At 74.0% G+C, this 24,506-nt stretch carries 17 protein-coding genes and 1 pseudogene; 4 read left to right on the top strand and 14 right to left on the bottom strand.

Translation table 11 applies throughout. From position 1 onward, the window contains the following. Window positions 1-41: 41 nt before the first annotated feature. The 6 genes and pseudogenes from ACZ47G_RS22960 to ACZ47G_RS22935 form a co-directional block, all read right to left on the bottom strand. Window positions 42-449: a GntR family transcriptional regulator gene (locus ACZ47G_RS22960; protein WP_465745420.1), complete on the bottom strand. Its 408-nt coding sequence runs from the start codon at window positions 447-449 to the stop codon at window positions 42-44. Between the two features lie 194 nt (window positions 450-643). Continuing rightward, window positions 644-1,189 (bottom strand): annotated as a pseudogene (locus tag ACZ47G_RS22955) (phosphotransferase family protein); the annotation flags it as partial. Between the two features lie 92 nt (window positions 1,190-1,281). Next, window positions 1,282-2,808, bottom strand: a complete 1,527-nt coding sequence (locus tag ACZ47G_RS22950) for a DUF2079 domain-containing protein (protein ID WP_465745418.1) — start codon at window positions 2,806-2,808, stop codon at window positions 1,282-1,284. A 198-nt stretch (window positions 2,809-3,006) separates the two neighbouring features. Further along, a complete protein-coding gene (locus tag ACZ47G_RS22945; protein WP_465745416.1) occupies window positions 3,007-3,702 on the bottom strand; it encodes a DUF4232 domain-containing protein in 696 nt (231 codons plus the stop codon). A gap of 479 nt (window positions 3,703-4,181) precedes the next feature. Beyond that, window positions 4,182-5,381 (bottom strand): Cmx/CmrA family chloramphenicol efflux MFS transporter, encoded by a 1,200-nt coding sequence (locus tag ACZ47G_RS22940; RefSeq protein ID WP_465745414.1) that lies wholly within the window; start codon window positions 5,379-5,381, stop codon window positions 4,182-4,184. 356 nt (window positions 5,382-5,737) lie between these two features. Then, window positions 5,738-6,385, bottom strand: a complete 648-nt coding sequence (locus ACZ47G_RS22935; RefSeq protein ID WP_465745412.1) for a TetR/AcrR family transcriptional regulator — start codon at window positions 6,383-6,385, stop codon at window positions 5,738-5,740. 139 nt (window positions 6,386-6,524) lie between these two features. On the opposite strand from ACZ47G_RS22935, the gene ACZ47G_RS22930 reads away from it, so the two are divergent. Both ACZ47G_RS22930 and mca read left to right on the top strand, forming a co-directional pair. Further along, entirely contained in the window at window positions 6,525-7,994 is a 1,470-nt protein-coding gene (locus ACZ47G_RS22930) for an MDR family MFS transporter (protein ID WP_465745410.1), read from the top strand. Between the two features lie 166 nt (window positions 7,995-8,160). Further along, a complete protein-coding gene (mca, locus tag ACZ47G_RS22925; RefSeq protein ID WP_465745408.1) occupies window positions 8,161-9,093 on the top strand; it encodes a mycothiol conjugate amidase Mca in 933 nt (310 codons plus the stop codon). A gap of 221 nt (window positions 9,094-9,314) precedes the next feature. Here the strand turns inward: mca and ACZ47G_RS22920 are convergent, their stop codons facing one another. Together ACZ47G_RS22920 and ACZ47G_RS22915 are read right to left on the bottom strand one after the other, a co-directional pair. Then, the gene (locus ACZ47G_RS22920; protein WP_465745406.1) at window positions 9,315-10,313 is read right to left on the bottom strand and encodes a YdcF family protein; all 999 of its coding nucleotides are present in this window, start codon (window positions 10,311-10,313) and stop codon (window positions 9,315-9,317) included. A 212-nt stretch (window positions 10,314-10,525) separates the two neighbouring features. Then, window positions 10,526-11,203 carry a TetR/AcrR family transcriptional regulator C-terminal domain-containing protein gene (locus ACZ47G_RS22915; RefSeq protein WP_465745404.1) on the bottom strand — a complete coding sequence of 226 codons (678 nt, stop codon included), beginning with the start codon at window positions 11,201-11,203 and terminating at the stop codon, window positions 10,526-10,528. 224 nt (window positions 11,204-11,427) lie between these two features. Here ACZ47G_RS22915 and ACZ47G_RS22910 point away from each other — a divergent pair, with 224 nt between their 5' ends. Continuing rightward, window positions 11,428-13,002: an MFS transporter gene (locus ACZ47G_RS22910; protein ID WP_465745402.1), complete on the top strand. Its 1,575-nt coding sequence runs from the start codon at window positions 11,428-11,430 to the stop codon at window positions 13,000-13,002. Between the two features lie 127 nt (window positions 13,003-13,129). On the opposite strand, the gene ACZ47G_RS22905 is transcribed toward ACZ47G_RS22910, so the two are convergent. The 6 genes from ACZ47G_RS22905 to ACZ47G_RS22880 all read right to left on the bottom strand — a co-directional run bounded on the left by ACZ47G_RS22905 (window position 13,130) and on the right by ACZ47G_RS22880 (window position 23,534). Further along, the gene (locus ACZ47G_RS22905) at window positions 13,130-13,984 is read right to left on the bottom strand and encodes a lysophospholipid acyltransferase family protein (RefSeq protein ID WP_465745400.1); all 855 of its coding nucleotides are present in this window, start codon (window positions 13,982-13,984) and stop codon (window positions 13,130-13,132) included. Beyond that, window positions 13,981-14,835 carry a GNAT family N-acetyltransferase gene (locus ACZ47G_RS22900; RefSeq protein WP_465745398.1) on the bottom strand — a complete coding sequence of 285 codons (855 nt, stop codon included), beginning with the start codon at window positions 14,833-14,835 and terminating at the stop codon, window positions 13,981-13,983. The genes ACZ47G_RS22905 and ACZ47G_RS22900 overlap by 4 nt, the downstream gene beginning before the upstream one ends. Window positions 14,836-15,166: 331 nt before the next feature. Then, on the bottom strand, window positions 15,167-16,603 hold the full coding sequence (locus ACZ47G_RS22895) for a serine hydrolase domain-containing protein (RefSeq protein WP_465745396.1): 1,437 nt from the start codon (window positions 16,601-16,603) through the stop codon (window positions 15,167-15,169). A 48-nt stretch (window positions 16,604-16,651) separates the two neighbouring features. Beyond that, complete coding sequence (locus ACZ47G_RS22890) at window positions 16,652-17,989, bottom strand: M1 family metallopeptidase (RefSeq protein WP_465745600.1); 1,338 nt, start codon at window positions 17,987-17,989, stop codon at window positions 16,652-16,654. 59 nt (window positions 17,990-18,048) lie between these two features. Next, window positions 18,049-21,936 (bottom strand): Pls/PosA family non-ribosomal peptide synthetase, encoded by a 3,888-nt coding sequence (locus ACZ47G_RS22885; protein ID WP_465745394.1) that lies wholly within the window; start codon window positions 21,934-21,936, stop codon window positions 18,049-18,051. Between the two features lie 422 nt (window positions 21,937-22,358). Then, window positions 22,359-23,534 carry an FAD-dependent monooxygenase gene (locus ACZ47G_RS22880; RefSeq protein WP_465745392.1) on the bottom strand — a complete coding sequence of 392 codons (1,176 nt, stop codon included), beginning with the start codon at window positions 23,532-23,534 and terminating at the stop codon, window positions 22,359-22,361. A 168-nt stretch (window positions 23,535-23,702) separates the two neighbouring features. On the opposite strand from ACZ47G_RS22880, the gene ACZ47G_RS22875 reads away from it, so the two are divergent. Next, on the top strand, window positions 23,703-24,311 hold the full coding sequence (locus ACZ47G_RS22875) for a TetR/AcrR family transcriptional regulator (protein WP_465745390.1): 609 nt from the start codon (window positions 23,703-23,705) through the stop codon (window positions 24,309-24,311). The last annotated feature ends 195 nt before the right edge of the window (window positions 24,312-24,506 follow it).

Genomic DNA, 24,506 nt, shown 5'->3' with positions numbered 1-24,506 from the left:
TGCGGCGTCCGGGAGTCGGGGTGTCGTCGGTTCGAGCGCCGTCAGTCCGACGGTCTCGGGGGCACCCCGCTGTCGAAGCGCTGCTCCAGTGCGGAGGTCATCAGTGCGGCGATGTCCTCGCGCTCGAGCCCGGCGTCCCGGGCCCGGTCCACCCAGCCGACCAGCTCGGCGCGCAACGGCCCGTCGGCCGCTGCCTCGGGTCGGGCGAGCGAGCGCCGGACGAAGGTGCCGAGCCCCGGGCGGGGTTCGACCAGCCCCTCGCGTTCGAGTTCGCGGTAGGCCTTCAGCACGGTGTTCGGATTGATCGCGGTCAGTTCGACCACCTCGCGGGCGGTCGGCAGCTTGTCTCCGGGTTGCAGTAGTCCGAGCCGCAGGGCCTGTTCGGTCTGCTGCACGATCTGCTGGTACGTGGAGACGCCGCTGCGCCGATCGATGCGGTACTCGATCACGCCCGTTGCGGCCTTTCACTAGTCCAATAGTGGAATGGTGGCCCACTGGGGCGTGCGGGTCAAGCCGGACCGGGGCGGGACGTGTGAGTGGAAGCCGGGCCCCGGGCCGCATGGGGGCGAGCTGCGGACCGCCTTGGCGCCGGAGCCCCGCACCCGCCCGTACAGTCGCTCGCTCGCGGTCGCGGCCAGCACACCGGGCTTGCGGGCGGCACGTCGAACAGCACATTGCCGGGTTGGAAGTCCCGGTGCAGGAAGCGCCCTTCATAGGGCGGCGGGGGCTTGCGGATGACGTCGATCGCCGCGGCCCAGGTCGCCGGGTCGGCGCCCTTCGGGACGACGACGGTGTCGGCGGTCGTCAATGCCACGTACTCCCGGGGCCGTTCGGCGGGTCGCAGCGCGTGGATCGCCACCAGTGGGCGGGCCAGCAGAGGTACGCGAGTCCCCGAACCCTCGTCGTCGAGGACCGTCCGGCCCGCCAGATGTGTCATCAGGAGCGACGGATACTCGCAATGCTCGGCGGTCGGATCGACCGCGACCAGCCCAGGGGCCGGCACGCCGGTCCCCGCCAGCAGCGTCAGGGTGTCGGCCTCCCTGGTCAGCCAGCCCTCGGGGCGTTCCAGGTAGAACGGACCGACGACCGTCCGCAGCACCAGGTCACGGGTGCCGCCGTCCCGTCTGCGGATGGTCAGCCTCCGCATGTCGGCAGTGATGCCGCCGTGCAGTGGCGCGGTTCTGAGGATCCGTTCGCCGACCTCATCATCCGGACGGCAGCACGCGCAAAGCCTTTCACGGTGGTCAGGCCCTCGACGACCACAGCCGCTACCCCGGCTGGTCAGGGGCGTTTGAGGAGGAGCAGGCCGTCCCGGTCGACCAGCCGGTGGTAGCCCTGCTCCTGGTAGAGCACCAGCATCCGGGCGGTGGCGGCGGCGGCGCACGGGGACTGCACGCTGGGATCGCGAAGGTCCACGGCCACCCACTCCGGACCGGGGGTGACCGCGTCCTGGCACACCAGGGTGACCTCCGCCCGGGCGGTGAGCTGGGCGGCCAGCCGGTTGGAGGCGGCGACGGTGGCGTCGTCGGGTATCAGGCGGAGCATCGACCGGGTCTCGGTGAGCCTGGGGGAGGTGCTCCACGCCTCGGGCATCACCACCTCGTGCAGCGGATAGAGCGGCAGGGTCACGACCGTCACCAGGGCCGTCACGACGAGTGCGCGTCGGACGCGTCGGACGCGGCGGCGGGGGCTGGTGGCGGTGGGTGCGGAATCGGCGTGCCGCTCGGTGCGGGCGCGCCGGACGGCGTCGACCAGGGCGGCGAACACGATCGGCATCAGGACCGCGCTGTAGTGGTAACTGACGCCCCAGTGGTGCGGGTTGGTGGACAGCAGGCGCCAGAGCAGGGTGGGTGCGCAGAGCAGGACGAGCGGCGAGCGCAGGCAGAGGAAGCCGGCCGTGGCGGCCAGCAGGAACAGCAGCAGCCACTTGATCGGCGGCCAGCCGAGCCGCAGCGGCACGGTCCAGGCGGGGGAGTGCCCGCCGGCGCCGTCCAGCTGCTGCCAGTAGTCGAAGCCGCCATGGGGGTTGAACGTGGGCAGGAGGACGAGCAGGGTGAGCGCGCTCGCGGTGGCGCCGACGGCGGCGAGGACGAGACCGGGCAGCGGAGCGCGCCGGTCCCGGCGGGCCTGCCAGGCGATCAGCAGGCCCACGGCGGCCACCGTGAGCCCCAGGTCCTCCTTGACCAGCAGCAGCGGCAGTGACCAGAGCGCGGCGGCGAGCGGCCGGCGGCGGCCGAGCGCGGTGGCGGCGAAGGCCAGCAGCGGGACGGCGAAGGCGATCTCGTGGAAGTCGTCGGCCGCGGCCCGGACGATCCCCCAGGAGGCTCCGGTGGCGCAGCCGACGAGCAGTGCCACTCGCGGCCCGGCCACCTCATGGGCCCAGATTGTGAGCGGAACGACGGCCAGTGCCATGAGCAGAGCCTGGGCGACCACCAGGGTGAGCGGGCTGGGGAAGGCCCGGTAGGCGGGGGCGAGGACGGCGATCAGGGGGTGGAAGTGGTCGCCGAGCAGGTCGTAGCCGGGCGCCTTGAGCGGCACGATCGGGGGCCGGCCGTGGGCGTACGCCCGGACGGCCTGTTCGAAGATGCCCAGGTCGTAGGCCTTGGTGAGGCCGCGTCGGTGCCGGTTGACGGCGACGCAGGTGTAGAGCGCGGCGAAGGTGGCGGCCAGGCTCCAGGCGAGGGTGGCGGGGTGGCGGGGGAGGAGGGGGCGGCGGAGGCGGGCCTGGGGGAGGGCGTCCGTCCGGGCGTCCGGGCGGGCGTGCGGGTGGGCTTCGGTCGGGTCGACCGAGGAGAGGGCGGCGGGCATCGGCGAAGTACCCTTTCACTATTCGATTAGTGGAAGGGTGGTGGAAGTCCGAGCGGGCGTCAACCTCGGTCCGGCAGCGCCGACCGGGCCTTTGGCGTGCGCGTTTGCGGTTGCCGGAGGGGCGTTGGAACAGGCGAGGACCCCACCTCGGTCGCGGGAGCGAAGTGGGGTCCTCGGCAGCGGGACGACCCGCCGGTACTACTTGCCGAAGCTCGCCAGGGAGGCCAGTGCCTCCGCCTCGGAGCCCTTGTAGACGCTCATCCGCGGGTCCAGGACCCGGACGCCGCTCTTGAGCGGGAAGTTCTGGGTGCTCGCGAGGGGCATGTTCTGCTGGTCGGCCAGCACGTTGAGCTCGTTGATGCCGGGGAGGGTGCCGGTGGTGGCACCGCTCGGGTCGAGGTCGATCACCGCGTAGGCGCTCTTGCCGGCCGGGACCGAGTACCGCAGCGTGCCGCTCGCGAGCGCGGGCTTGATGTTCTTGCTCTGGTCGCGTGCGGCGGAGTCGCCGAGGTCGACGGTCGGGACGGCGTCCAGGCTGCAGGCGCTCGCACCGGTGTTGTGCACCTCGATCAGGTACTGGTTGGCCGACCCGCTGCGCGCCGTCACGTGGATTGTGAGGTTCTGGATGTCGCACGGGCCGCCGGCGGCGTCGGAGCCCCCGGCGGGCGGGGTGTGGGCGGTGGGGCGTGCGGTCGCGCCGGTGCCCTTCGTCGGAGCGGCGGTGGCCGGGCTGCCGGCCGTCGGGGGCTTGGCGGCGGCCGAGCCGGTCACGGAGACGGTCGCGTTGCCGGTGACCGTGTCGGTGTTGTCGGGCCCGCAGGCGGTCAGTGCGAGCCCAGCCCCGGCGACGAGGACGACGGAGGCGAGCAGCGGGCGACGGTTGCGGACGGACATGGTGGCTCCCCGGTGTGGTGTTCCTGCTGGCTGCTTGGACACACCACAAGACGGCAGGTGGAGGGCGTTCGGTGCCATCGATGGCGTCACAATCGTCAGGACATGACAGGGATCGGACTGTGACAATCGATCGGCTGCGGACAGTTGACATCACGACGGTTGGTTGACCGCCAACTCGGTGGTTTGGTGCGGAGCGTGGCGATATGTCACCTGTCGGAAGTGTTCGTTGTCAGTGGGCCGTCGGCCCGACTGGGCGCGGGGGTGCGCGGTGGGCGCGGCGGCGTTCGGGGTTCGCGGGGGTTCGCGGTGGGCGCGGTGGGCGCGGCGGGCCGGAGTCCGGACAGAGCTGCGCCCCGGTCGGCGCCGCGCCGTGCCGTGCCGCCGTGCCGCCGTGCCGCCGTGTCGCTCAAGGAGTGGGTGGCACGGCGGCGTTCGGGGTTCGCGGGATCAGGTCGTGCGGTAGCCGTCCAGGCCGGGGATCAGGTGGGTGTCACCGGAGGCGTCGACGAGGGTGGCGTCGTCTGCCGGGCCGCGAGCACACCACGCGCGGGGACGGCGACCAGCAGTGCGGCAGCGACGAGGAGTCCGCTCGCCCACAGTGGCCCGAGGTCTCCGGCCGCGGTCCCGAGGCCGACCGCGGCGACGAGGGGTCCGGCGACGGCACCGGCGTTGAGGGCCGCGGTCGCGTAGGACCCGGCCATGGTGGGGGCTCCGGCCCCCTCGTACAGGACCCGGGTGATCAGCGTGCTGCCCAGCGCGAACGACAGCGCGCCCTGGACGAACACCAGGGCGAGCAGGGCGACCGGGCGGTCGGCCAGCACGGCCAGGGTCGGCCAGCCGACGAGTAGGAGCGGACCGCAGGCTGCGACGACCAGGCCGGAGTGCCGGTCCGACAGCCGTCCGGCGACGGTGACACCGGCGAAGGAACCGGCGCCGAAGAGCACCAGAGCGACGGAGATCCACAGCTCGCCCAGCCCGGCGGTGCCGGTCACGACGGGGGCGAGAAAGGTGAAGCCGGCGAAGGTGGCCGCGTTCACCAGCGCGCCGAGCAGCATGACCAGGAGCAGTCGCGGGCTTTTGAGCCGCGCGAGCTCTGCTCGCAGTGGTGGCCCGTCAGCCGCGTGCTGCCGCGGTCGGCGCGCTGGGAGTCCGGTGAGGATGCCGACGGCCGCGGGCAGGCAGAGCAGGGCGACGGCCCAGAACGTGGCCCGCCAGCCGAGCAGGGCGCCGAGCAGCGATCCCCCGGGGACGCCGGCGACCGTGGCCACCGTGGTGCCGGACAGCAGCACGGCGAGCGCTCGTCCCTTCTTGTCGGCGGGAACCAGCGTGGTGGCGGTCGTCAGGGCGACGGCGAGGAACCCGGCGTTCGCCAGCGCCGCGACCACTCGGGTCGCGCACAGGACCGGGAAGCTCGCGCCGGCGGCACCCACGGCATGGGCCGCCGAGAACACGAGGACGAATCCGAACAGGCTCGACCGTACGGGCCAGTGGCGGGCGAGCCCGGCCATGAGCGGGGCGCCGACGAGCATGCCGGCCGCGAAGGTCGAGGTGAGCGCGCCCGCCGTGCCGACGGTGACGCCGAGATCCGAGGCGATGGCCGGCAGGAGGCCGGCGAGCATGAACTCCGAGGTGCCCATGGTGAAGACCACCAGGGCGAGCAGGTACAGCGGGAAAGGCATCGAGTGGCTCCGAGGTGAGGAGAGGCACGAGAAGGTCATCCCGTCACCGCGGTCAGCACCCAGGGGCGCACTCATCCGGCCGCGGAACGCGGCGGGACGGCTGTGAACTCAGTGGTTCAGGGGGCTGACGGCGTGACCGAAAGCCCCCACCTCGTCTGACTCAGGACTCGACACGGCCCGCACGCTACCCGACCGGGGGTCGCCGAAGCACCTCCATTTCACTGCGCCGGCCTGGGCCGCCCGGGTCGGCCTTGCCGCCTGCGTTGGCCTGTACCGCCCATGGTGGTCTGTACCGCCCGTGGTGGTCTGTACCGCCCACGTCGGCCCTGTGTCGCCGACCTCGTGTCCCAGGACGCTCAGCTGTCGCGGACCGCGTAGCCGCCGAGGGCGCTCTGGAGCCGGTCGAAGGCGTGGGCGGCGGAGGGGTGGACGGCGGCGGCGATGGTGGGGTGGTCCTGGCCGGCCAGGGTGCGGCGGAAGATCTCGGCGAGTACGGCGCGGTCGACGGCGGCGAGCAGCGCGGCGGCGACCCGGCTCTCGAAGTCGACGGGTGCCGCGTGGGCGGCCTCGGCCAGGGCTTCGGCGAGGGCGGCCTCGCTCTGTTCGTGCAGTTCTCGCAGTCGGGCGCCGAGGGCGGGGCTCTCGGCGATGGTGCGGGCGAACTCGGGGCCGGAGAAGCCGAGTCGTGGATCGTGCCGGTCCAGCCCGGCCAGGCAGTCGCGGCGCAGCGCGGCGAGGGCGGACTCGCCGGGGGCGCGCTCGGCGACGGCGCGGGCGAGCCGGTCGACGAGCTCCTCGTGCAGGTCGAGGAAGAGGTCCTCCTTGCGCGGGAAGTGGTTGGTGACGGTCATCTTGGCGACCCCGGCGGCGGCGGCCACCTCGGCGATGGTCGTGCGGTCGAAGCCGCGCTCGATGAAGAGCCTGGTCGCGGCATGCGAGATGGCTTCGCGGGTGCGGCGCTTGTTGAGCTCGCGGAGGTTCGGAGTACTGCCGGCGTCGGTCATGGTGGCGAGCCTAGCGCAGTTCGCTGGGTCGAGCACAGAAATTAGGCTTGACCTAATCGATGGGTCCGTCCTAAGTTTCTCTCCAGGCGGTCGGAGCGACCGGCCGGAGGCACGAACCAGGCGAACCAGGGGAGGGCGCATGACCATGGCGGTCACCAGGAAGGGCAAGCCGGGGAGGGTCGCGGAGGCGGTCCGGCCGGTGGGGCCGGTGGGGCTGGAGCCGTTGCCGCCGGGCCTGTGGAAGATGGCGGTGGTGCTGGCGCTGGGCCCGATCCTGGCCCTGCTGGACACCACGATCGTCAACGTCGGCATCGATTCCGTCGGCCGCGATCTGCAGAGTTCGGTGGCGTCGGTGCAGTGGGTGGCCACCGGGTACCTGCTGGCGATATCGCTGACCATGCCGCTCTCGGGCTGGGCCGGCGGCCGGTTCGGGGCCCGGCGGGCGTGGCTTGCCTCGGTCGTCCTGTTCGTGCTCGGATCCGCGCTGTGCGGCCTGGCCTGGTCGACGGGCAGCCTGATCGCCTTCCGGGTGCTGCAGGGTATCGGCGGCGGCATGATCCAGCCGCTCGGGCAGTCGATCATGGTGCAGGCGGCCGGACCGTCCCGGATCGGCCGGGTGATGGGCACCCTGCTGCTCCCGATCAGCCTGGCCCCGGTCCTGGGGCCGATCCTCGGCGGGGTGGTGCTGGAGCACCTGGACTGGCGCTGGATGTTCCTGCTGAACGTGCCGGTGGGGCTGCTGACGGTACTGCTGGCGGGCCGCTGGCTCCCGATCGAGGACCGGCCCGGGCTCCAGCGGACCAAGCTGGATGTGACGGGTCTGGTGCTGCTGTCGCCGGGGCTGACCGCGCTGGTCTACGGGCTCTCCGTCATCGGCGGCGGCAGTACGGCCGGCCCGGTGGCGGTCGCGACGGGGGCGGTGCTGCTGGCGGCCTACGGGTGGCACGCACTGCGGATCGGGCGCCGAGAGAACCGGGTGCCGCTGCTCGACCTGCGGCTGTTCGCCCGCCGGGGCTTCGCGGTCGCGACGGCGAACAGCTTCCTCCAGGGGGCCGTGCTGTACAGCTCGATGTTCCTGGTGCCGCTCTACTACCAGCAGGTGGAGCACGCCGGAGCGGTGGCGGCCGGGCTGCTGCTGGCGCCGCAGGCGCTCGGCACGGCGGTCACCTCGCTGTTGGCCGGTCGAATAACCCACCGCGTCGCACCGCGTCCGCTGATCCTGCTCGGCATCGGCTGCTCGCTTCTCGGCACGCTGGTCTTCACCCAGCTGGGCCGCGGCTCCGGCCCGGCCGACTGGCTGGTCGTCGGCTCGCTGGCGCTGCGCGGGGTGGGCATGGGGATCATCGTGGTCCCCGGAATGGCGGCGGTGTTCGGGAGCGTCGAGAAGGCCCAGGTGCCGGCCGCGGCCGGTGCGGTCAATGTGCTCAACCGGCTCGGCGGGGCGCTCGGTACGGCGGTGTTGACGCTGGTGCTCCAGCGGGCGGAGGTGGGGCACCAGGGCCAGCCCGGCGCGGCCTTCGGTGCGACCTTCTGGTGGGTGCTGGCCCTGTCGGCGCTGTCGATCGCTCCGGCCCTGCTCTACCCGGGTGCTGCCCGTAGGACGGACTGACCGGCTGCCGGTTCATGATCATCCATCGGTTTCTGTTCGAGACAGCCGACTCAACCCGACGCAACCTCTCAACCCAACCCAACCCAACTCGACTCAACCCGATGCCATTCGAGGCAATCCGAGGCAATCCGAGGCAGTCCGACTCATGTTGACCGTGGAGGTCCCCTTGTTCACCAAGCGCCCTGATGGCGAGCACCCTGACGGCCTGCGTCTGCTCACCGTGCACGCCCACCCCGACGACGAATCCAGCAAGGGCGCGGCGACGCTCGCCCGGTACGCGGCCGACGGCGTGGACGTCCTGGTCGCGACCTGTACCGGCGGTGAGCGCGGTACGGTGCTCAATCCGGCGCTGGACCGTCCGGAGGTCCGCGCGGACCTCACCCGGATCAGGCGCGAGGAGATGGCGGCCGCGCGCGAAATTCTCGGTGTGCGGCAGCAGTTCCTCGGCTTCGTCGACTCCGGGATGCCGGGCTCGGACGAACCGCTGCCGGAGGGCTGCTTCGCCGCCCAGCCCGTGGAGGTCGCGGCGGCACCGCTGGTCGCGCTGATCCGGGAGTTCCGTCCGCACGTCGTGATCACCTACGACGAGACCGGTGGGTACCCGCACCCGGACCACGTGATGACCCACACGGTCACGGTCGAGGCCTTCGAGGCCGCTGCCGACCCGAAGCGCTACCCGGAGGCCGGCGCACCCTGGCAGGCGTCGAAGCTCTACTACCACCTGGCGCTCTCCCGGTCCTGGTTCCAGGCGCTGCACGACGCCATGACGGAGCGCGGGATCCCCTCGGAGATGGACGAGTTGCTCGCCGAGTGGCCCGATACCCCGCCCGCCCTCGCGACCACCACCCGGATCGCGTGCGGCGAGCAGTTCGCCGTACGGGACGCGGCGATGCTGGCGCATGCCACCCAAGTACAGCCCGGCGTCGCCTTCATGGCCCATCCACGGGACATCGAGCGGGAGGTCTGGCCCACCGAGGACTACCACCTGGCACGCAGCTTCGTTCCGAGTGCCGAAGGTCTGGCCGGTGCCGGAGGCGTCGAGACCGACCTGTTCGTGGGGCTGCGGGCCGGCGCGGGCGTGGGGGAGGTGGCGGGATGAACGAGAAGTGACTTGTCACCGGACTGGTAGCCGATGGTCCCAACCGGAGGTGCCCCGGGAGGAAGGACCGTGGCCGAAGCGACCCTGGCGGAAGTGACCCTGGCCTTCGGGGAGGGCGTGGGCCGGGCGACTGCTGTGCTGTGAGGGCGTGGTGCTGCACCTGGGCCGGACGATGGCGACCGTACCGCCCGTCGTGAGCACCCCGATCCCGACCCGGGTACTCAGAGCGCAGCCAGGACCCCGCAGAGCGCAAGGAGGCCGCAGATCCCGAAGTTGACCAGTTTGTGCGAGAGGAAGACCGCCGCGAACTCGCGGATGGTCGCGCTCGGCCAGTAGTACCGGGCGGTGGGCGAGCCGAAGACGTGCCCGTTGACGCCGGTCGTGCGGGCGATCAGCGCGGCCCGGAAGGCGTGGAAGTTGTTGGTCACCACGACGCAGCGGTAGCCGGGCTTGGCCTGTTCCATGATGGCCCGGCTGAGGAGCAGGTTCTCCTCGGTGGTGCGTGAGCGGTCCTCGCGCTCGATGTGCTCGGCGGGGAAGCCGCGTTCGACCAGGTAGTCCGCCATCGCGTGGGACTCCGGCAGCTTCTCGTCCGGCCCCTGACCGCCCGAGGTGATCAGTACCGGCGGGTTGCCGCGGGCGGCCTGGGCCTCGTACACCTCGCGGCCCCGGTTGAGCCGGCTGGCCAGCAGGGGCGGGACGCGCTCGCCGCCGATCAGTCCGGATCCGAGGACGACCACGAAGTCCACGTCCCGGCGCGGCCGGTGGCGACCGTACAGGAAGGCGTAGCCGACGAAACAGACGAACAGGAAGGAGATGTACCCGACCACCAGGACGGCGGTGCCGGCGAGGATGCCGAGCCGGGGTGAGTGGGTGGCGATGGCAGCGACCAGCAGGGCGATGACGGCGATGATGCCCAGACCGGCGAGCAGGGACAGCAGGTTGGCCGGTCGGGTGCCCTCCTTGCGGATCATGGTCACGCCGTTGGCGAGCAGGAACCAGACCAGGGCCACCGTTCCGACCGTCGGAAGCAGGACGATCGCCACCGCCGCGAGCTCCGCCACCAGCGTGGGTGCCTTGCGGAGTTCGGCGAGCAGGGCGAGCGAGAGGAGTGACACGGCGATGCCGAGCAGGACGGCGTTGCTGAACTGGCGGCGGTCGCGCAGCACCCCGAATCCGAACAGCAGGAAGAACAGGGCTGCGGGGGTGTAGGCGAGCATGGTCCGTATCGTAGGGGGAAGGGGACGTGTGGATCATCCGTGCGAATGGCCGGGCGGCCCGGAGGCGTACGGCTTCGCGGGGCACACGGCGGGGCACTGACCGGCTCCGTCAGATCCCGATGGCCAGCCCGGTCTCGGTCACGGCCCCGCTACTTCTCTTCCTGCCTTTGACCTGGTGGGCATGCCAGTGCCTGTCCGGTGGCCGGCGGCGGTCAGCGGCGGTCGGGGGGCAGTAGGGCGGCGAGTCCGTCGAGGACGCGGTGGACGCAGAAGTCGAAGCGGGCGTCCATGTTCGGGCCGGTGATGTGGTCGGCGAGGTCGGTGAGGTTGGGGTACTGCTCCGGGGGCAGGTTGCGGAAGAGGTCCCCGGTGTCGGCGGCGATGTCGCGGCGGCTGGTGCCGAGTACCTCGGCGGCCGAGAGCGGCGACTGCTCCTGGAGCACGAAGCCCTGGACGAAGGCGCCCAGCAGGTAGCTGGCCATGGCGGTGTCGGCGTCGGAGAAGCCTGCGGAGCGGAGCCGGTCGAGCTGGTCCTCCATCAGGTTGAGCAGGAACGGCCCGGGGGCGAGGCGGCCGGCCACCACCTTGGCGGCGTCGCGGTTGCCGAGTAGCAGTCGGCGGTAGCTGGCGCAGTACTCGTACAGCTCGGTGCGCCAGTCCTCCTGGCGTGGCGGGATGTCGGCCAGGGCGAGGATCGCGTCGCTGAGCAGGTCGAGCAGTTCCTGCTTGTTGCGGACGTGCCAGTACAGCGAGGCCGCCTTGACACCGACCTCGGCGGCGACCTTGCGCATCGAGAGTCCGTCCAGGCCGTCCCGCTCCAGTACGCGCAGCGCGGCCTGGGCGAGGGCTTCGCGGGTGAGGGCGGGGGTCGCGTCGTCGTTCTCCGGCATGGCTGTGCGGACGCCTCCAGTGGTCGGGCGGTTCGGGATCGGGCGGTTCGGGTGGGTCGGATCGCGAGGGTCGGTTCGGTGTGGCGGGTCAACAGTGTCACGGCTGCTCTGCCGGTGGATCCGCAGGTCGGGGATAGGACTTGCGAACTAACAGCGTTAGGGGCACTCTGTGCGTGTCACATCAGCCCCTAACGCTGTTAGGGATGGGATCGGGAGGGAATTCCATGGGGGAGTCGAACACGCGCCGCAGACAGCGGTTGGCGCTGCTGACGCTCTGCGTGGCCATGTTCATGGCCATGCTGGACAACGTCGTCGTCAATGTCGCCCTGCCCCGCATCGGGCAGGACCTGGACGCCGGGATCAGCGGCCTCCAGTGGGTCGCCGAGGGCTACAGCCTGGTCTACGCCGCACTCGTCCTGACCGGCGGTGCGCTCGGCGACCGTCACGGCCGGACCCGGATGTTCGTGCTGGGCCTGAGCCTGTTCACGATCGGCTCCGCGGTGGCCGCGCTCGCCGGGACGATCGGGGTGCTGGTCGGCGGCCGGATGGTCCAGGGCGTGGGGGCCGCGCTGCTCACCCCGGGCAGTCTGACCCTGCTGGGCCACGTGTTCACCGACCAGGGCGAGCGCACCAAGGCCATCGGCGTCTGGTCCGGGGTGTCCGCGCTGGGTCTGTCGGTCGGCCCGGTGATCGGCGGCCCGATGGTCGAACACCTCGGCTGGGCCGGCGTGTTCTGGATCAATGTGCCGATCGGCGTGGCCGGGGTGGTGCTCGCCGCCAAGGTCCTCCCGGGGATCCCGCCGCGCGCCCGGCGGATCGACTTCGGTGGGTTCGTGCTCTCGGCGGCGGGCCTCGGACTGCTGGTCTACGCCCTGGTCGAGGGCCCCTCGCGCGGCTGGACCGATCCCCGGGTGGTCGGCTGCGGGGCCGTCGCCGTCGTCCTGCTGGTCGTCTTCCTGCTGCTCGAACTGCGCCTGGCCGAGCCGATGCTGGAGCTGCGGCTGTTCCGGGACGGCGCGCTGAGCGGTGCGCTGCTGAGCGGGTTCATGGTCAGTTTCGGGATGTTCGGGGCGCTGTTCTTCCTGCCGCTGCTGATGCAGGGGGTGCTGGGCTGGTCCCCGTCCGGTGCGGCGTACGGTGGGCTGCCGATGACCGCGATGCTGGTGGTCGCGGGCCCGCTGTCCGGCCGGCTCGCCGCCCGGTACGGGCCCCGGCCGCCGATGGTGCTGGGGCTGGCGCTGTGCGCGGTCGGCCTGGGCGGGCTGTCGCTGTACGGCGACCACGCCCGCTACCTCGAGTACCTCTGGACGCTGTTCGCGCTGGGCTTCGGCATGGGACTGACCTTCACCCCGATCTCGATCGCGGTGCTCCAGCGGGTCGCCCCGGTGCAGACCGGGATGGCCTCGGCGACCGTCAACACCCTGCGCGAACTCGGCGGGGTACTGGGGATCGCCGTACTCGGCGCCGTTCTGACCGACCGGATGACGGATCAGCTGACCTCGGCCCTGCACCGGCTGGGCGTCCCGGCGGAGGCCGTCGGCCCGGTCGCGGACGCGCCCACCGGAGCGGCGCACGGTGGCGGGGGCGCGGCCGGCGCGCTGCCCGCGCCGGTGCAGCAGGCGGTGGACGGCGCCTTCGTGGACGGCATCCACCTGGCGCTGCGCTGCGGTTCGGCGCTGCTCGCCGTCACGGCCGTGCTGGTCGCCGTACTACTCGGCCGGGCCCGCCCGCTCGCCCCGGCCGCCTCCGGCGAAACGCGGCCGGAGGAACTGGCCGGAGCCGGAGCCCACTCCAGCTGAGCGCAGCCCCGGCCGGGACACCGAGAACGGCCCGCACGGCCCGCACGGCCCGCACGGCCCGCACAGCCCGCACGGTAAGGACGGCCCGGACGGCTCGCACGGCAAGACCGCCGGGAAGGGCTCCGGCTCAGCGGATCCCCTCCACCGCCGCCTGCGCCGCCCGGGCCAGCTCCCGCCGGGCCCCGGCCCGGGTGGGCTGGGGCCCGGGCGGCGGGATCGGCGGCAGGAAGGTGACATCGGCGACCAGCCCGCGGACCGCGACCACCCGGGCGAGCGAGGTGAGCAGTCCCTCGTCCCCGATGAAGGCGGGCGCGCTGGTGGGCCGTCCGTCCGCCAGCCGGTAGCGGATGGTGACGGGCTGGACGAAGGCGCCGGCCTCCACCGCGGCCTGGAACAGCGCGGGCCGGAACCGGCCGCTCTCCCGCCCGCACCAGGTCGACCCCTCCGGGAAGACGATCACCGGATGTCCGGAGCGCAGCACCTCGGCCACCGCCGCCACGGTGTCCGGGAGGGTACGCAGCCGGTCGCGGTCCAGGAACACGGTGCCGCCCCAGGCGACCAGCGGCCCGAGCACCGGCCACCGCCGGACCTCGGTCTTGGCCAGCGAACGGCCCGGCCGCCCGGCCGCGAGCAGTGGGACGTCCAGCCAGGACACGTGGTTGGCCACCACCAGGGCCCCGTCGGCGGCCACCGCCGTGCCGCCGACCGCGCCGGCCGAGCCGGGGGTGCCGGGCGTCCGGGGCGTCCCGAGGTGGACGGTCACCCCGAGGGTGCGCAGCAGCACCCGCGCCCAGAATCGGATCAGCCGGTCCCGGGTGCCGTAGGGCAGCACCCGCACCGGGAGGCTGAGCAGCACCCCGGCCAGTACCGCCGTCAGACAGGCGGTCAGCCGCAGCGCCCGCCGGGGGTGCGAGACCTCCGGCGCGTGCTCGCTCAGGCAGGTCTCCGGACGGCAGGTCGCGGTCGGCAGCCAGACGCTCATGACGAGGCGCCCGGGGCGGCCGTTCCGGACAGGAAGTGCCGCAGGTAGCGCGGGTCGGTGCGCTCCAGCGACAGCAGCACGTACAGGTCGGCGCAGTTGAAGTCCGGGTCGTACGCGGGCTCGCCGCAGACCCAGGCGCCGAGCCGCAGGTAGCCGCGGAGCAGGGCGGGCAGGGCGCCGCGCTCGGCCCGCGGCACGCCGGTGGAGTCCCAGCGGCGGTGCGGGGTGACCCGGTACTCCTCGGGCGCCAGGTGCTTGGCGCTGACGGTGTCCCAGACCCGGGCCGCGGTGGCACCGCCGTCGGCCAGGTCGATGGAGCAGCAGCCGCCGACCCAGGTGTTGCCGGTGTCGGCGAGGTAGCGGGCGATGCCGCCCCACATCAGGTTGATGACGGCGCCGTTGCCCCGGTGGTCGGGGCGGATGCAGGAGCGGCCGAGCTCGACCAGGCCGGGCCGGACGGGCGCGAGCGCGGAGAGGTCGAACTCGCCGTCGGAGTAGAGCCGTCCGGCCCGGCGGGCGGCCTCGGGGCGGAGCAACCGGTAGGTGCCGACCACGGCGCCGTCCTCGCCCTCGCGGACCAGCAGGTGGTCGCAGTACTCGTCGAAGGGGTCGACGTCGAGTCCGGGGACGGGGCTGTTCAGGACGGCGCCGAGTTCGGCGGCGAAGACCTGGTGGCGCAGCCGCTGGGCGGCGCGCACGTCGTCCTCGTCGCGGGCGAGCGAGACGGTGTAGGCGGCCGGAGTCGGGGCCGGGGTGGAGGCCGGGGCCGGCGGGGTGCGGGGTGCGGGGACCGCCGGGGCGTCGTGGGTGGGGGCGACTGCGGACGGAGCGTACGTGGGGACGGTGGTCATGGCGGACCCTCCAGGGCAGCACGATCGGCGGTGCCGTGGATCGCCATGGCACCGTCCCGGCCCGCAGGGGTTGGGCTTTCGGACGCGGACCGGTCTCCGTATGTGTCTCCAAGTGGGTTGGAATTCACGTTGCGGCCCGGCGGAGCGCAGATGTGCACCTGTTGAATGGGACCACCCTTGGCGCGCCGTGGCCTGCCGGTCATCTGCCGGGCACCGGGCGGTCGTTCGTCCGGGGTGGACAACGGGGGCGCGCACCTGCTTCGTGCGCGCCCCCGTGCGGTGCCCCCGCGTCACGCCCCCCGTGCGGTGCTCCCCTGTGGCGCCTCCGTGATCAGAACGCCCGCCAGCCCTGCGGGTCGACGCCGCCCGGGATCGCGCCGCCCGGGACCACGCCGTCCGGGTCGCCACCGCCCGGGACCGCGCCGCCCGGTCCGTACGGCTCGCGGGTGTAGACGAAGGAGCCGACGTCCAGGTGGCTGACCGTGCCGTCGGGGTGCCGGACCACCCGCAGGGTCTCGCCCGCGTAGTAGTCGTCCAGGCCGAGCCAGCTGCCGTCCGGCTGCGGCCGGAAGCGGGAGCCCCGGCCGCCGGCCAGCGAGGCCAGTTCCAGGACGCCCTCGGCGCGCAGCCGCAGGACGTTGGGCGCGGCGCCCCAGTACCAGGGCCCGGTGAGGGCCAGCAGGTCCTGGTCCACCTCGGCCAGCGGGCGCCAGGGTTCGGGCAGCCGGGGCTCGTGGGCGGCCGTGATGCCGATCAGCTCGGCGGCCAGCCGGTTGCTGCTGCCGCTGGTGGCGTTGGACAGGACGAAGGCGGCCAGGCCGTCCTCGGCGCAGACCCACAGGCAGGCCGTGAAGCCGGGCATCGAGCCGGTGTGGCCGTACAGCGACCGGCCCTCGTGGCGGCGCAGTTGCAGGCCGAGGCCGTACGAGGAGCTCCAGTCGGCGTCATCCGGGCCGACGGCGGGGCGGCGCATCTCGGCGAGGGTGTCGGGCTTGAGCACCGCGTCGTCGCCGGCGGCCAGGAAGGCCGCCCAGCGGGCCAGGTCGGCGCCGGTGGACCAGAGTTGGCCGGCCGGGCCCATCAGGCCGGTGTCGGTGAGGGGTTCGGGCAGCATGACGTCGGCCCAGGGGTGGACGGCGAAGCCCCCGGCGTGCGGGTGCTCGGGCAGCAGGGTGGTGCGGTCCATGCCGAGCGGGGTCAGCACCTCGCGGCGCAGCACCTCGCCCCAGGGCGCGCCGCGAAGCTTCTCGACCAGGGCGCCGAGCAGCGCGTAGCCGGGGTTGGAGTAGTGGTGGCGGCGCCCGGCCGGGTGCTTGAGCGGGCTCTCCTGCTCCAGCAGGTCGGCGAGTGCGGGCCGGAGCGCGCCGTCGGTCCGCTCCCACCAGGGCGCGGGCGTCTCGGCGGCGAGTCCGCCGGAGTGGGCGAGCAGTTGGGCGAGGGTGACCGCGTCGGCCGGGGTGCCGGGCAGGTGACGGCCGAGCGGGTCGGCGAGGTCGACCAGGCCCTCGTCGCGCAGCCGCAGCACCAGCACCGCGACGAAGGTCTTGGTGAGCGAGCCGATCCGGTACTGGACGCCGGTGTCCGGCGCGTGCCCGTCGATCATGCTGCGGGCGCCGCTCCACACCGGCCGGCCGTCCCGCACCACCCCGGCGACCAGCGAGGGGGTGCGGACCTCGGACTGGGCGACGGCGATGCGGTGCAGCAGGGCGCGGCGGGTGGTGGGCAGCAGTTCTTCGGGCAGATCGGTCAGGTGATCACTTTTCAGCATGTCGGGGACAGTAACCCAGTGTCGGCCGGGGCCCGGGCGAATATCCGCTCAGCCGGCCGACGGCGGCAGCTCCGGCCGCTCCAGCCACGCCTCGAACAGCGGCCCGAGCGGCGCCGTGGTGTACCGGGAGGCGTGGGCGAGGAGGTCATGGGTGGTCACCACGCCGTGCCGGTTGGTGCCGGCCCAGTCCCGCAGCATCGCGAAGAACGCGTCCTCGCCGAGCGCCTGCCGGAGCGCGTGCACCACCAGGCCGCCGCGCTGGTACAGCCGGTCGTCGAACATCAGCCGACGGCCCGGGTCGCCCAGCGTGAGGTCCTGCGGCAGCCCGGCCAGCAGCCGGTGCGCGGCGGCGGCGTGCACGGCCGCGGCCGGGCCGCCGGCGTGTTCGGACCAGAGCCACTCCGCGTACTTGGCGAAGCCCTCGTTGAGCCAGATGTGCCGCCAGTCGGCGATCGAGACGCTGTTGCCGAACCACTGGTGGGCCAGCTCGTGCGCGATCAGCCGCTCGCGCTCCCAGCCGCCGCCGAGGTGGTTGGTGCCGAAGGTGGCCACGCCCTGCGCCTCCACCGGGACGTCCAGCTCCTCGTCGGCGACCACGACGGCGTACTCGCCGAAGGGGTACGGCCCGAAGACCTCGGCGAAGTGGGCCATCATCTCGGGCTGCCGGGCGAAGTCCCGGGTGAAGTCCCGGACCAGCCGCTCCGGCACGTACCCGGTCTGCGGCACCACGCCGCCCTGGGCCGGCCTGGCGGCCAGCGGCACCGGCCGGTAGTGCCCGATGGAGACCGTCACCAGGTACGGCGAGGTCGGCGCGCTCTGCTCGTACACCCAGGTGGTGCTGGAGGCCCGGGTGGTCCGGGTGAGCAGCCGGCCGCCGGAGAGCACCGTGAACGGGGACGGCGTGGTGACCGCCAGCTGGTACGTCGCCTTGTCCGCGGGCCGGTCGTTGCACGGGAACCAGGACGGCGCTCCGACCGGCTGGCTGGCCACCAGCGCGCCCTCGGTCAGCTCCTCCCAGCCCAGGCCGCCCCACGGGCTGCGCACCGGCCGGGGGTTGCCGGTGTAGTGCACGTCGACGGTGAAGGCCGCGCCGGCCGGGAGGGCCTTCGCCGGGCGGATCCGCAGCTTGCCGCCGCGGTGGGTGTAGCGGGCGGCCTTGCCGTCGACCAGCACCCGCCCGATCCGGAAGTCGGCCAGGTCGAGTGCGAACTCGGCCAGCGCCGCGTCGGCGACCGCGCTCAGCCGGGCCGAGGCGGCCAGCCGGTTGGGCCCGGGCCGGTAGTCCAGGGCGAGTTCGTAGCGGTGCACCCGGTAGCGGTGGTCGCCGCTGTTCGGGAAGTACGGGTCCGGGCCGGCGGCCGCGGGCTGGGCGTGCTTGGGCTTCACGGGGGCGGGCGCTTCCTGCGGGGCGGCTTCTTGCTGACGGGTGGTGGGCGGCGGCGTGGTCACGAGGTGGTCTGCCACGCCTCGATGGGGTTGCCCAGCCACCGGGTGTCGTCGGGGACGGACTCGGCGCGCATCACCAGCGAGGCCGGGCCCAGCGTGCTGCGCGCGCCCACCGTGCTGCCGGGCAGCACGATCCCGCCCGGGCCCAGGGTGGCGCCCTCGCGGAGGACCACAGTATCCATCCGCATGATCCGGTCGTGGAAGAGGTGGGTCTGCACCACGCAGCCCCGGTTCACGCTGACCCCGTCACCGAGGGTGACCAGGTCGGCTTCGGGCAGCCAGTAGCTCTCGCACCACACGCCGTGCCCGACCTTGGCGCCGAGCGCCCGCAGCCACAGGTTGAGCACCGGGGTGCCCGGCACCGCGCCGACCAGCCAGGGCACCGCCAGCACCTCGACGAAGGTGTCGGCCAGCTCGTTGCGCCACACGAAGCCGCTCCACAGCGGGTGCTCCACCGCCCGGAACCGGCCCACCAGCAGCCACTTCGCGGCCACCGCGACCAGGCAGGCCACGCCGCCCGCCGCCAGCAGCACCAGGCCGGAGAGCAGCGCCGCCCGCAGCGGGGAGCCGGCCGCCAGCCAGGACAGCGCCGCCACCGTCAGCAGGCCCAGCGCCCCCGAGGCCAGCACCGGCAGCAGCCGGGCCAGCTCGACCAGCCCGCGCGCCCAGCGCAGCCGGGCCGGCGGCTCGTAGGTCAGGCTCTGGTCCGCCTGGTCCGCCGAGCGCGGCAGCCGCATCGGCGGCATGCCCAGGTACGAGCTGCCCTTCTTCGCCTTCTTCGGCGTCGCCGACAGCACGCCCACCAGGCCCCGCTTGGGCACCGAGCGGCCCGGCGCGGTCATCCCGGAGTTGCCGAGGAAGGCCCGCTCGCCGATCTTCGCCTCGCCCAGGCGCATCCAGCCGCCGCCCAGCTCGTACGGTGCGATCAGGGTGTCGTCGGCCAGGAACGCACCGTCCCCGACGGTGGTCAGGCTGGGCAGCGCCAGCACCGTGGACACCTCGGCGCCCCGGCCGACCCGCATCCCCAGCGCCCGCAGCCACAGCGGGGTGACCAGGCCGGCGTACAGCGGGAACAGCACCTCGCGGGCCCGGTCCATCAGCTGGCTGACCGTCCAGGCCTGCCAGCTGACCCGACCGTGCAGCGGGTGCACCCCGGGCACCAGGCCGAGGCTCAGCAGCCGGACCAGCACCACCAGCTGCGCCGCGTACAGCGCGCCGTACGCCAGGGTGGCGGGCAGCAGGCCGAGCAGCGCGCCGCCGAGGGCCGGACCGAGCTCCGCGCCCTGGTCGACGAAGCGGAAGAGCACGGCCAGGGCGGCCGCGGCCGGCAGCACCGGGAGCAGGCCGAGCAGGGCGTCGCCGGCGCCGTACACCGCGGCCCAGAGGGGCCGGCGGAGCGGGGCCTGCTTCGGCCAGGACCACTCGGCCCGGCCCAGCTTGACGGCGGGCGCGCCGCCCCAGCGCTGGCCGGTCGGCACCTGGCCGGTGACGCTGGAGCCGGGCAGCACCTGGGCGCGCTTGCCGACCCGGGCGCCGGGCAGCAGCGTCGAGCGGGTGCCGACCACCGCGTCGGCGCCGACCTTGACCTGCCCGACCTCCAGCCGGTCGCCGTCCAGCCAGTAGCCGGACAGGTCGACCTCGGCCTCGACGGCGCAGCCCCGGCCCAGCTTGAGCAGCCCGGTGACCGGCGGCAGCGAGTGGAGGTCCACCTCGGGGGCGACCTTGGCGCCCAGCGCCCTGGCGTAGGGGACCAGCCAGGCGCCGGACAGCCCGGTCGCCCCGCTCAGCTCGGTGAGCCGTTCGGCCGCCCAGAGCCGCAGGTGCACGGAGCCGCCGCGCGGGTAGCTGCCGGGGCGCAGCCCGCGCAGCAGCAGCCGGGCGCCGCCGGCCCCGATCGCCAGCCGGCCCGGCGCGCTGAACAGCACCAGCGCGCCCGCGCCGACCGCCCACCAGGAGGCGGTGGGCGCCCACGGGTAGTCGCCGACGTACGAGAGCAGGTTCCCGGCGGCCAGCAGGGCGACCGTCCAGCGCAGGCCGACCACGGTGAACAGCGGGATCAGCAGCAGCAGTTGGAGCAGCTTGGCCCGGGTGGGCACCAGGGAGACGGTACGGGCCTCGCCGCCCTCGCCGGCGGTGCGCTCCAGGTGGCGGGCGAGCTTGCGCAGCGTCGGGTGCTGGTAGATGTCCAGCACGGCGGCGCTCGGGTAGCGGGTGCGCAGCAGGGTGGTCAGCCGGGCGGCGGCCAGGCTGCCGCCGCCGATCGCGAAGAAGTCGTCGCGCGCGCCGCCCACCTGCACGCCGAGGATCTCGGCCCACTGCTCGGCCAGCCAGGCCTCGGTGCCGTACAGCCGCTCGCTCGGCCCGGCGGCCTCCAGCTCGGGCAGTGGCCAGGGCAGGGCGGTGCGGTCGACCTTGCCGGAGGTGCGGGTGGGCAGGGCGTCGACCGGGGCGAGCAGCGGCACCAGGGCGGCGGGCAGCTCGGCGCGCAGCCGTTCGACGGCCTGCTCGCGGTCGAAGTCGTCCTGGACGACCAGGTAGCCGACCAGCAGCTGGTTGCCGCCGCGCGCGGTGCGCACGGCCGCGGCCGCGCCGGCCACGCCGGGCAGTGCCTGCAGGGCGGCGTCCACCTCGCCGAGCTCGATCCGGCGCCCGCCGAGCTTGATCTGCTCGTCGGTGCGGCCGAGGAACAGCAGGCCGGCCGGGTCGGCCTGGACCAGGTCGCCGCTGCGGTAGGCGCGCTCCCAGCCCAGCGAGGGCAGCGGGGCGTACTTCTCGGCGTCCTTCTCCGGGTCGAGGTAGCGGGCCAGGCCGACCCCGCCGATCACCAGCTGGCCGGTGCCGCCGGGGGCGACCGGCTGCCCGGCCCCGTCCAGCACGGCGAGGTCCCAGCCGTCCAGCGGCAGGCCGATCCGGACCGGCCCCTCGCCGGTCAGCAGGGCGGCGCAGGCGACCACGGTGGCCTCGGTCGGGCCGTAGGTGTTCCACACCTCGCGGCCCTCGGTGACCAGGCGCTGCACCAGCTCGGGCGGGCAGGCCTCGCCGCCGAAGATCAGCAACCGGACCTCGTTCAGTGCCTCGGCCGGCCACAGCGCGGCCAGCGTCGGGACGGTGGAGACCACGGTGATCTCCTGCTCGGCCAGCCAGGGGCCGAGGTCGGCGCCGCTGCGCACCTGGGAGCGGGGGACGGGCACCAGGCAGGCGCCGTGCCGCCAGGCCAGCCACATCTCCTCGCAGGAGGCGTCGAAGGCGACCGACAGCCCGGCCATCACCCGGTCGCCGGGGCCGATCGGCTCCTCCTGGAGGAAGAGCGCGGCCTCGGCGTCGACGAAGGCGGCGGCGTTGCGGTGGGTGACGGCGACGCCCTTGGGCTTGCCGGTCGAGCCCGAGGTGAAGATGATCCAGGCGTCGTCGGCCGGGGTGGGGCGCCGCTCCACGGCGGGCGGGCGCTCGGTGGTGGTGCTCAGGGCACACCCGGCGCCGAGCACGGCGGCCACGGCGGCCTCACCGAAGACCAGCTGGGCGCGCTCGTCCGGGTCCTCGGCGTCCACCGGGACGTAGGCGGCGCCGGCGGCCAGCACGGCCAGGATGGCGACGTACAGGTCGTTGGTGCCGGACGGCACCCGGACGCCGACCCGGTCGCCCGGGCCGATCCCGGCGCCGGCCAGCCGGCGGCGCAGCTGCTCGACCTCGGCGGCCAGGGCGCGGTAGCTGAGCACGGTGGTGCCGTCGTCCAGGGCCGGTTCATCGGGGTGGGCGCGCACGGTGGCGTCCAGCAGGTCCACCAGGGTGCGCGCGGCGGCGGCCGGACGGCCGGGGAACAGCGCGTACGCCGGCTCGGCCGACGGCGGCTCGGTGTACTGCTCCGAGTGGATCGGTTCAGTGCTCATGACGGCCGTGCGCTCCTCGTCCTCGCCCCGTTCCTGCCGATGCCCGGCCCCCTGGGGCGGTGGGGGCACCGCCGGACCGGGGCTCCCACTCCGGGGCCGGAGCGGACAACCCGATCGATGGTAGCCCCGGGCCCGGAGCCCGGCAGGAGCCCGAACTCGGCCCAACTGGGGCCGGACTGGCCGAATCTGACGTCACGTCAGCTGACAACTGAGGCCTCGTCTCCCCGATGTGACGGAGCATCAGTCGAATTGACGGATCGTCAGGTGGAGTTGCCGATAGTGATCCACGCCACAGCGAATGCTGCTCCCTTCGGGTGGCGGGCCCGGCGTTTCGGCCTCGCGCCGGTCCGCCACGCCGACGGATCGGCTCGGCGGAAGCGCTCCGGCGGTTCGCCGAGGAGTCGAGGGTGCGGCCGCACGCCCTACGCGGCGCGCGGGGCGATCCGGGGCGGCGTCCAGTCGGCGTGCTTCAGGACGGTCCGGACCATCGCGCCCGGCGGGGTGAGCCGGATCGCCGCGTTGCGCAGGCCGACCGCGAGCGGGTTGGCGAGCTGCTGCCCCATCCGGCCGGCCCGGCGGGCGTCGCGGGCCACCGTCTGGCTGCGCGGCCGGCGGACGGCGTCGTAACGGGCGAGCGCGCCCTCCACCGTCGGGCCGCCGGCGACCGCCGCCGCGAGGGTCACCGCGTCCTCCAGGGCCTGGCAGGCGCCCTGGCCCAGGTGGGGCGTCATGGCGTGCGCCGCGTCGCCGAGCAGGGCGATCCGGCCCGAGACGTACGAGGGCAGCGGGGCGGCCAGCTCGTTGACGTCGTGGTGCAGCACCGCCGCCGGGTCGGTCGCCGCCAGCAGCGCCGGGATCGGGTCGTGCCAGCGCGCGAAGCGCCGGCGGACCTCGGTGAGCGGATCCCGGTAGCGCACCCCGGCGGGCGCGTTGAGCACCGCGTGCCACTCGGCCCGGCCGTCCGGGAAGGCGATGTGGCCGAACTCGGCGCCGTGGCCCCAGGTCAGCTCGAAGTCGGCGGTCAGCCCGTCGACCGGGCGCCCGGTGATCGCCCGCAGCACCGTCGAGCCGCTGTACACCGGGCCGGGGTGGGCGGGGAAGAGGTGGCGCCGGATCCGGCTGTGGATGCCGTCGGCCGCCACCACCAGCTCGGCCTCCAGGGTGCGGTCGCCGTGGCGCACCCGGACCTTGGCGGGGTCGGCGGTGTCGAGGTCGGTCACCTCCGCACCGATCACCAGGGACTCGGCGGGCAGTGCCTCCCGCAGGATCCGGTGCAGGTCGGCCCGGGGGATCCCGACGATCGGCGCCCCCAGCTCCCGCTCCAGCGCCTCGCCGTCCATCAGGGCCAGCCGGCGGCCGTCCGGGGTGCGGGTCCCGCCGGTGTACTGCCGCCGGGACGCCGCCTCGATCGGCTCGGCCACCCCGAGCGTGGCGAGCGCCCGCATCCCGTTGGCGGCCAGCGAGATCCCGGCCCCGGCGTCGTCCAGGGCGGCCGCCCGCTCGATCACCGTCACCTCCCACCCCGCCAACCGGAGCCCGATCGCGGCCGCCAACCCACCGATGCCGCCCCCGACCACCACCGCGCTGTTGCTGCCCATGCCGGCCCTTCCGCTGTCTCCGCGCTGCTTTCTACAGCTGTAGAAGGAGCGTACTACGCACTGATCGGCCCGCCCGGCCGGGGCCCGGCGCCGCCCCGACCCTGTCCGGGCGGGGCCGGGTGGGGCGGGTTTTGGGTGGCTGGGGGTGGCGGCCGGTAGAAAGGGGGGATGCGGCGAGAGCGGGAGCAGGGTGGCACGGGCGGGGTGGCGAAGCCGGACCGGCGGACGGTGCTGGCGGACGCGGCCATCGGGGTGCTGGCGGACGCCGGGGTGCGGGGGCTGACGCACCGGGCGGTGGATGCGGCGGCCGGCTTGCCGGTCGGCACCACCTCGGCGTACCTGCGGACCAGGCAGGCGCTGCTGACCGCGCTGGTGCGGCGGCTGGTGGAGCTGGACCAGGCGGAGCTGCAGGGGCTCGGGGAGCGGGTGGAGATCCGTTCGGTGGACGAACTGGTCGAGAACATCCGGGAGTTGATGCGGCACCGGCTGACCGGCGAGGGGCGTCGGCGCTCCTTGGCGCGGTACGCCTGTGCGGTGGAGAGCGTGCGGGATCCCGAGCTGCGGGAGATCCTCGTGCCGCGCGAGAACGCGGGCCGGGCCGCCGTCCGGGCCTTCCTCGCCGATCGGGGGGTCGCCGACCCGGACGGGCGGACCGCCACGCTGCTGGCCTGCATCGACGGGCTGGTCTTCGACCGCCTGGTGGGTGGCGGCGAGACCGGTGCCGACGAGCTCCAGGGCTTGGTGGCGGCCGCCCTGCGCGGCGCGACGCGCGACTGACCGAGGCCGTTCCCGCGGATTCACCGTCGGTCGATCCCGGCCGTCCGCGACGGGTTTCGGGGCTGCTCCGGCGCCAGTTCGGCGGGGTAGCCGGCCAGCAGGATGCGGAGGATGCGGAGGGTGCGCCGGGGGCGTCGGCCAGTGGGACGCCGTCCTCGCGGAGCACGGTGACGCCGCGTTCCAGCAGGGCGAGGG

The sequence above is a fragment of the Kitasatospora sp. NPDC030952 genome, from assembly GCF_055571335.1.
This window is presented reverse-complemented; position numbering and strand designations above follow the sequence as displayed.

What these genes read in the sequence shown, in the direction of transcription:
- ACZ47G_RS22930 (WP_465745410.1), top strand. Translation starts at nt 6,525, where the DNA reads ATGACCATGGCGGTCACCAGGAAGGGCAAGCCGGGGAGGGTCGCGGAG.
- ACZ47G_RS22920 (WP_465745406.1), bottom strand. Translation starts at nt 10,313, where the DNA reads ATGCTCGCCTACACCCCCGCAGCCCTGTTCTTCCTGCTGTTCGGATTC.
- ACZ47G_RS22875 (WP_465745390.1), top strand. Translation starts at nt 23,703, where the DNA reads ATGCGGCGAGAGCGGGAGCAGGGTGGCACGGGCGGGGTGGCGAAGCCG.
- ACZ47G_RS22940 (WP_465745414.1), bottom strand. Translation starts at nt 5,381, where the DNA reads ATGCCTTTCCCGCTGTACCTGCTCGCCCTGGTGGTCTTCACCATGGGC.
- ACZ47G_RS22880 (WP_465745392.1), bottom strand. Translation starts at nt 23,534, where the DNA reads ATGGGCAGCAACAGCGCGGTGGTGGTCGGGGGCGGCATCGGTGGGTTG.
- ACZ47G_RS22935 (WP_465745412.1), bottom strand. Translation starts at nt 6,385, where the DNA reads ATGACCGACGCCGGCAGTACTCCGAACCTCCGCGAGCTCAACAAGCGC.
- ACZ47G_RS22910 (WP_465745402.1), top strand. Translation starts at nt 11,428, where the DNA reads ATGGGGGAGTCGAACACGCGCCGCAGACAGCGGTTGGCGCTGCTGACG.
- ACZ47G_RS22950 (WP_465745418.1), bottom strand. Translation starts at nt 2,808, where the DNA reads ATGCCCGCCGCCCTCTCCTCGGTCGACCCGACCGAAGCCCACCCGCAC.
- ACZ47G_RS22945 (WP_465745416.1), bottom strand. Translation starts at nt 3,702, where the DNA reads ATGTCCGTCCGCAACCGTCGCCCGCTGCTCGCCTCCGTCGTCCTCGTC.
- ACZ47G_RS22900 (WP_465745398.1), bottom strand. Translation starts at nt 14,835, where the DNA reads ATGACCACCGTCCCCACGTACGCTCCGTCCGCAGTCGCCCCCACCCAC.
- ACZ47G_RS22885 (WP_465745394.1), bottom strand. Translation starts at nt 21,936, where the DNA reads ATGAGCACTGAACCGATCCACTCGGAGCAGTACACCGAGCCGCCGTCG.
- ACZ47G_RS22915 (WP_465745404.1), bottom strand. Translation starts at nt 11,203, where the DNA reads ATGCCGGAGAACGACGACGCGACCCCCGCCCTCACCCGCGAAGCCCTC.
- ACZ47G_RS22895 (WP_465745396.1), bottom strand. Translation starts at nt 16,603, where the DNA reads ATGCTGAAAAGTGATCACCTGACCGATCTGCCCGAAGAACTGCTGCCC.
- ACZ47G_RS22905 (WP_465745400.1), bottom strand. Translation starts at nt 13,984, where the DNA reads ATGAGCGTCTGGCTGCCGACCGCGACCTGCCGTCCGGAGACCTGCCTG.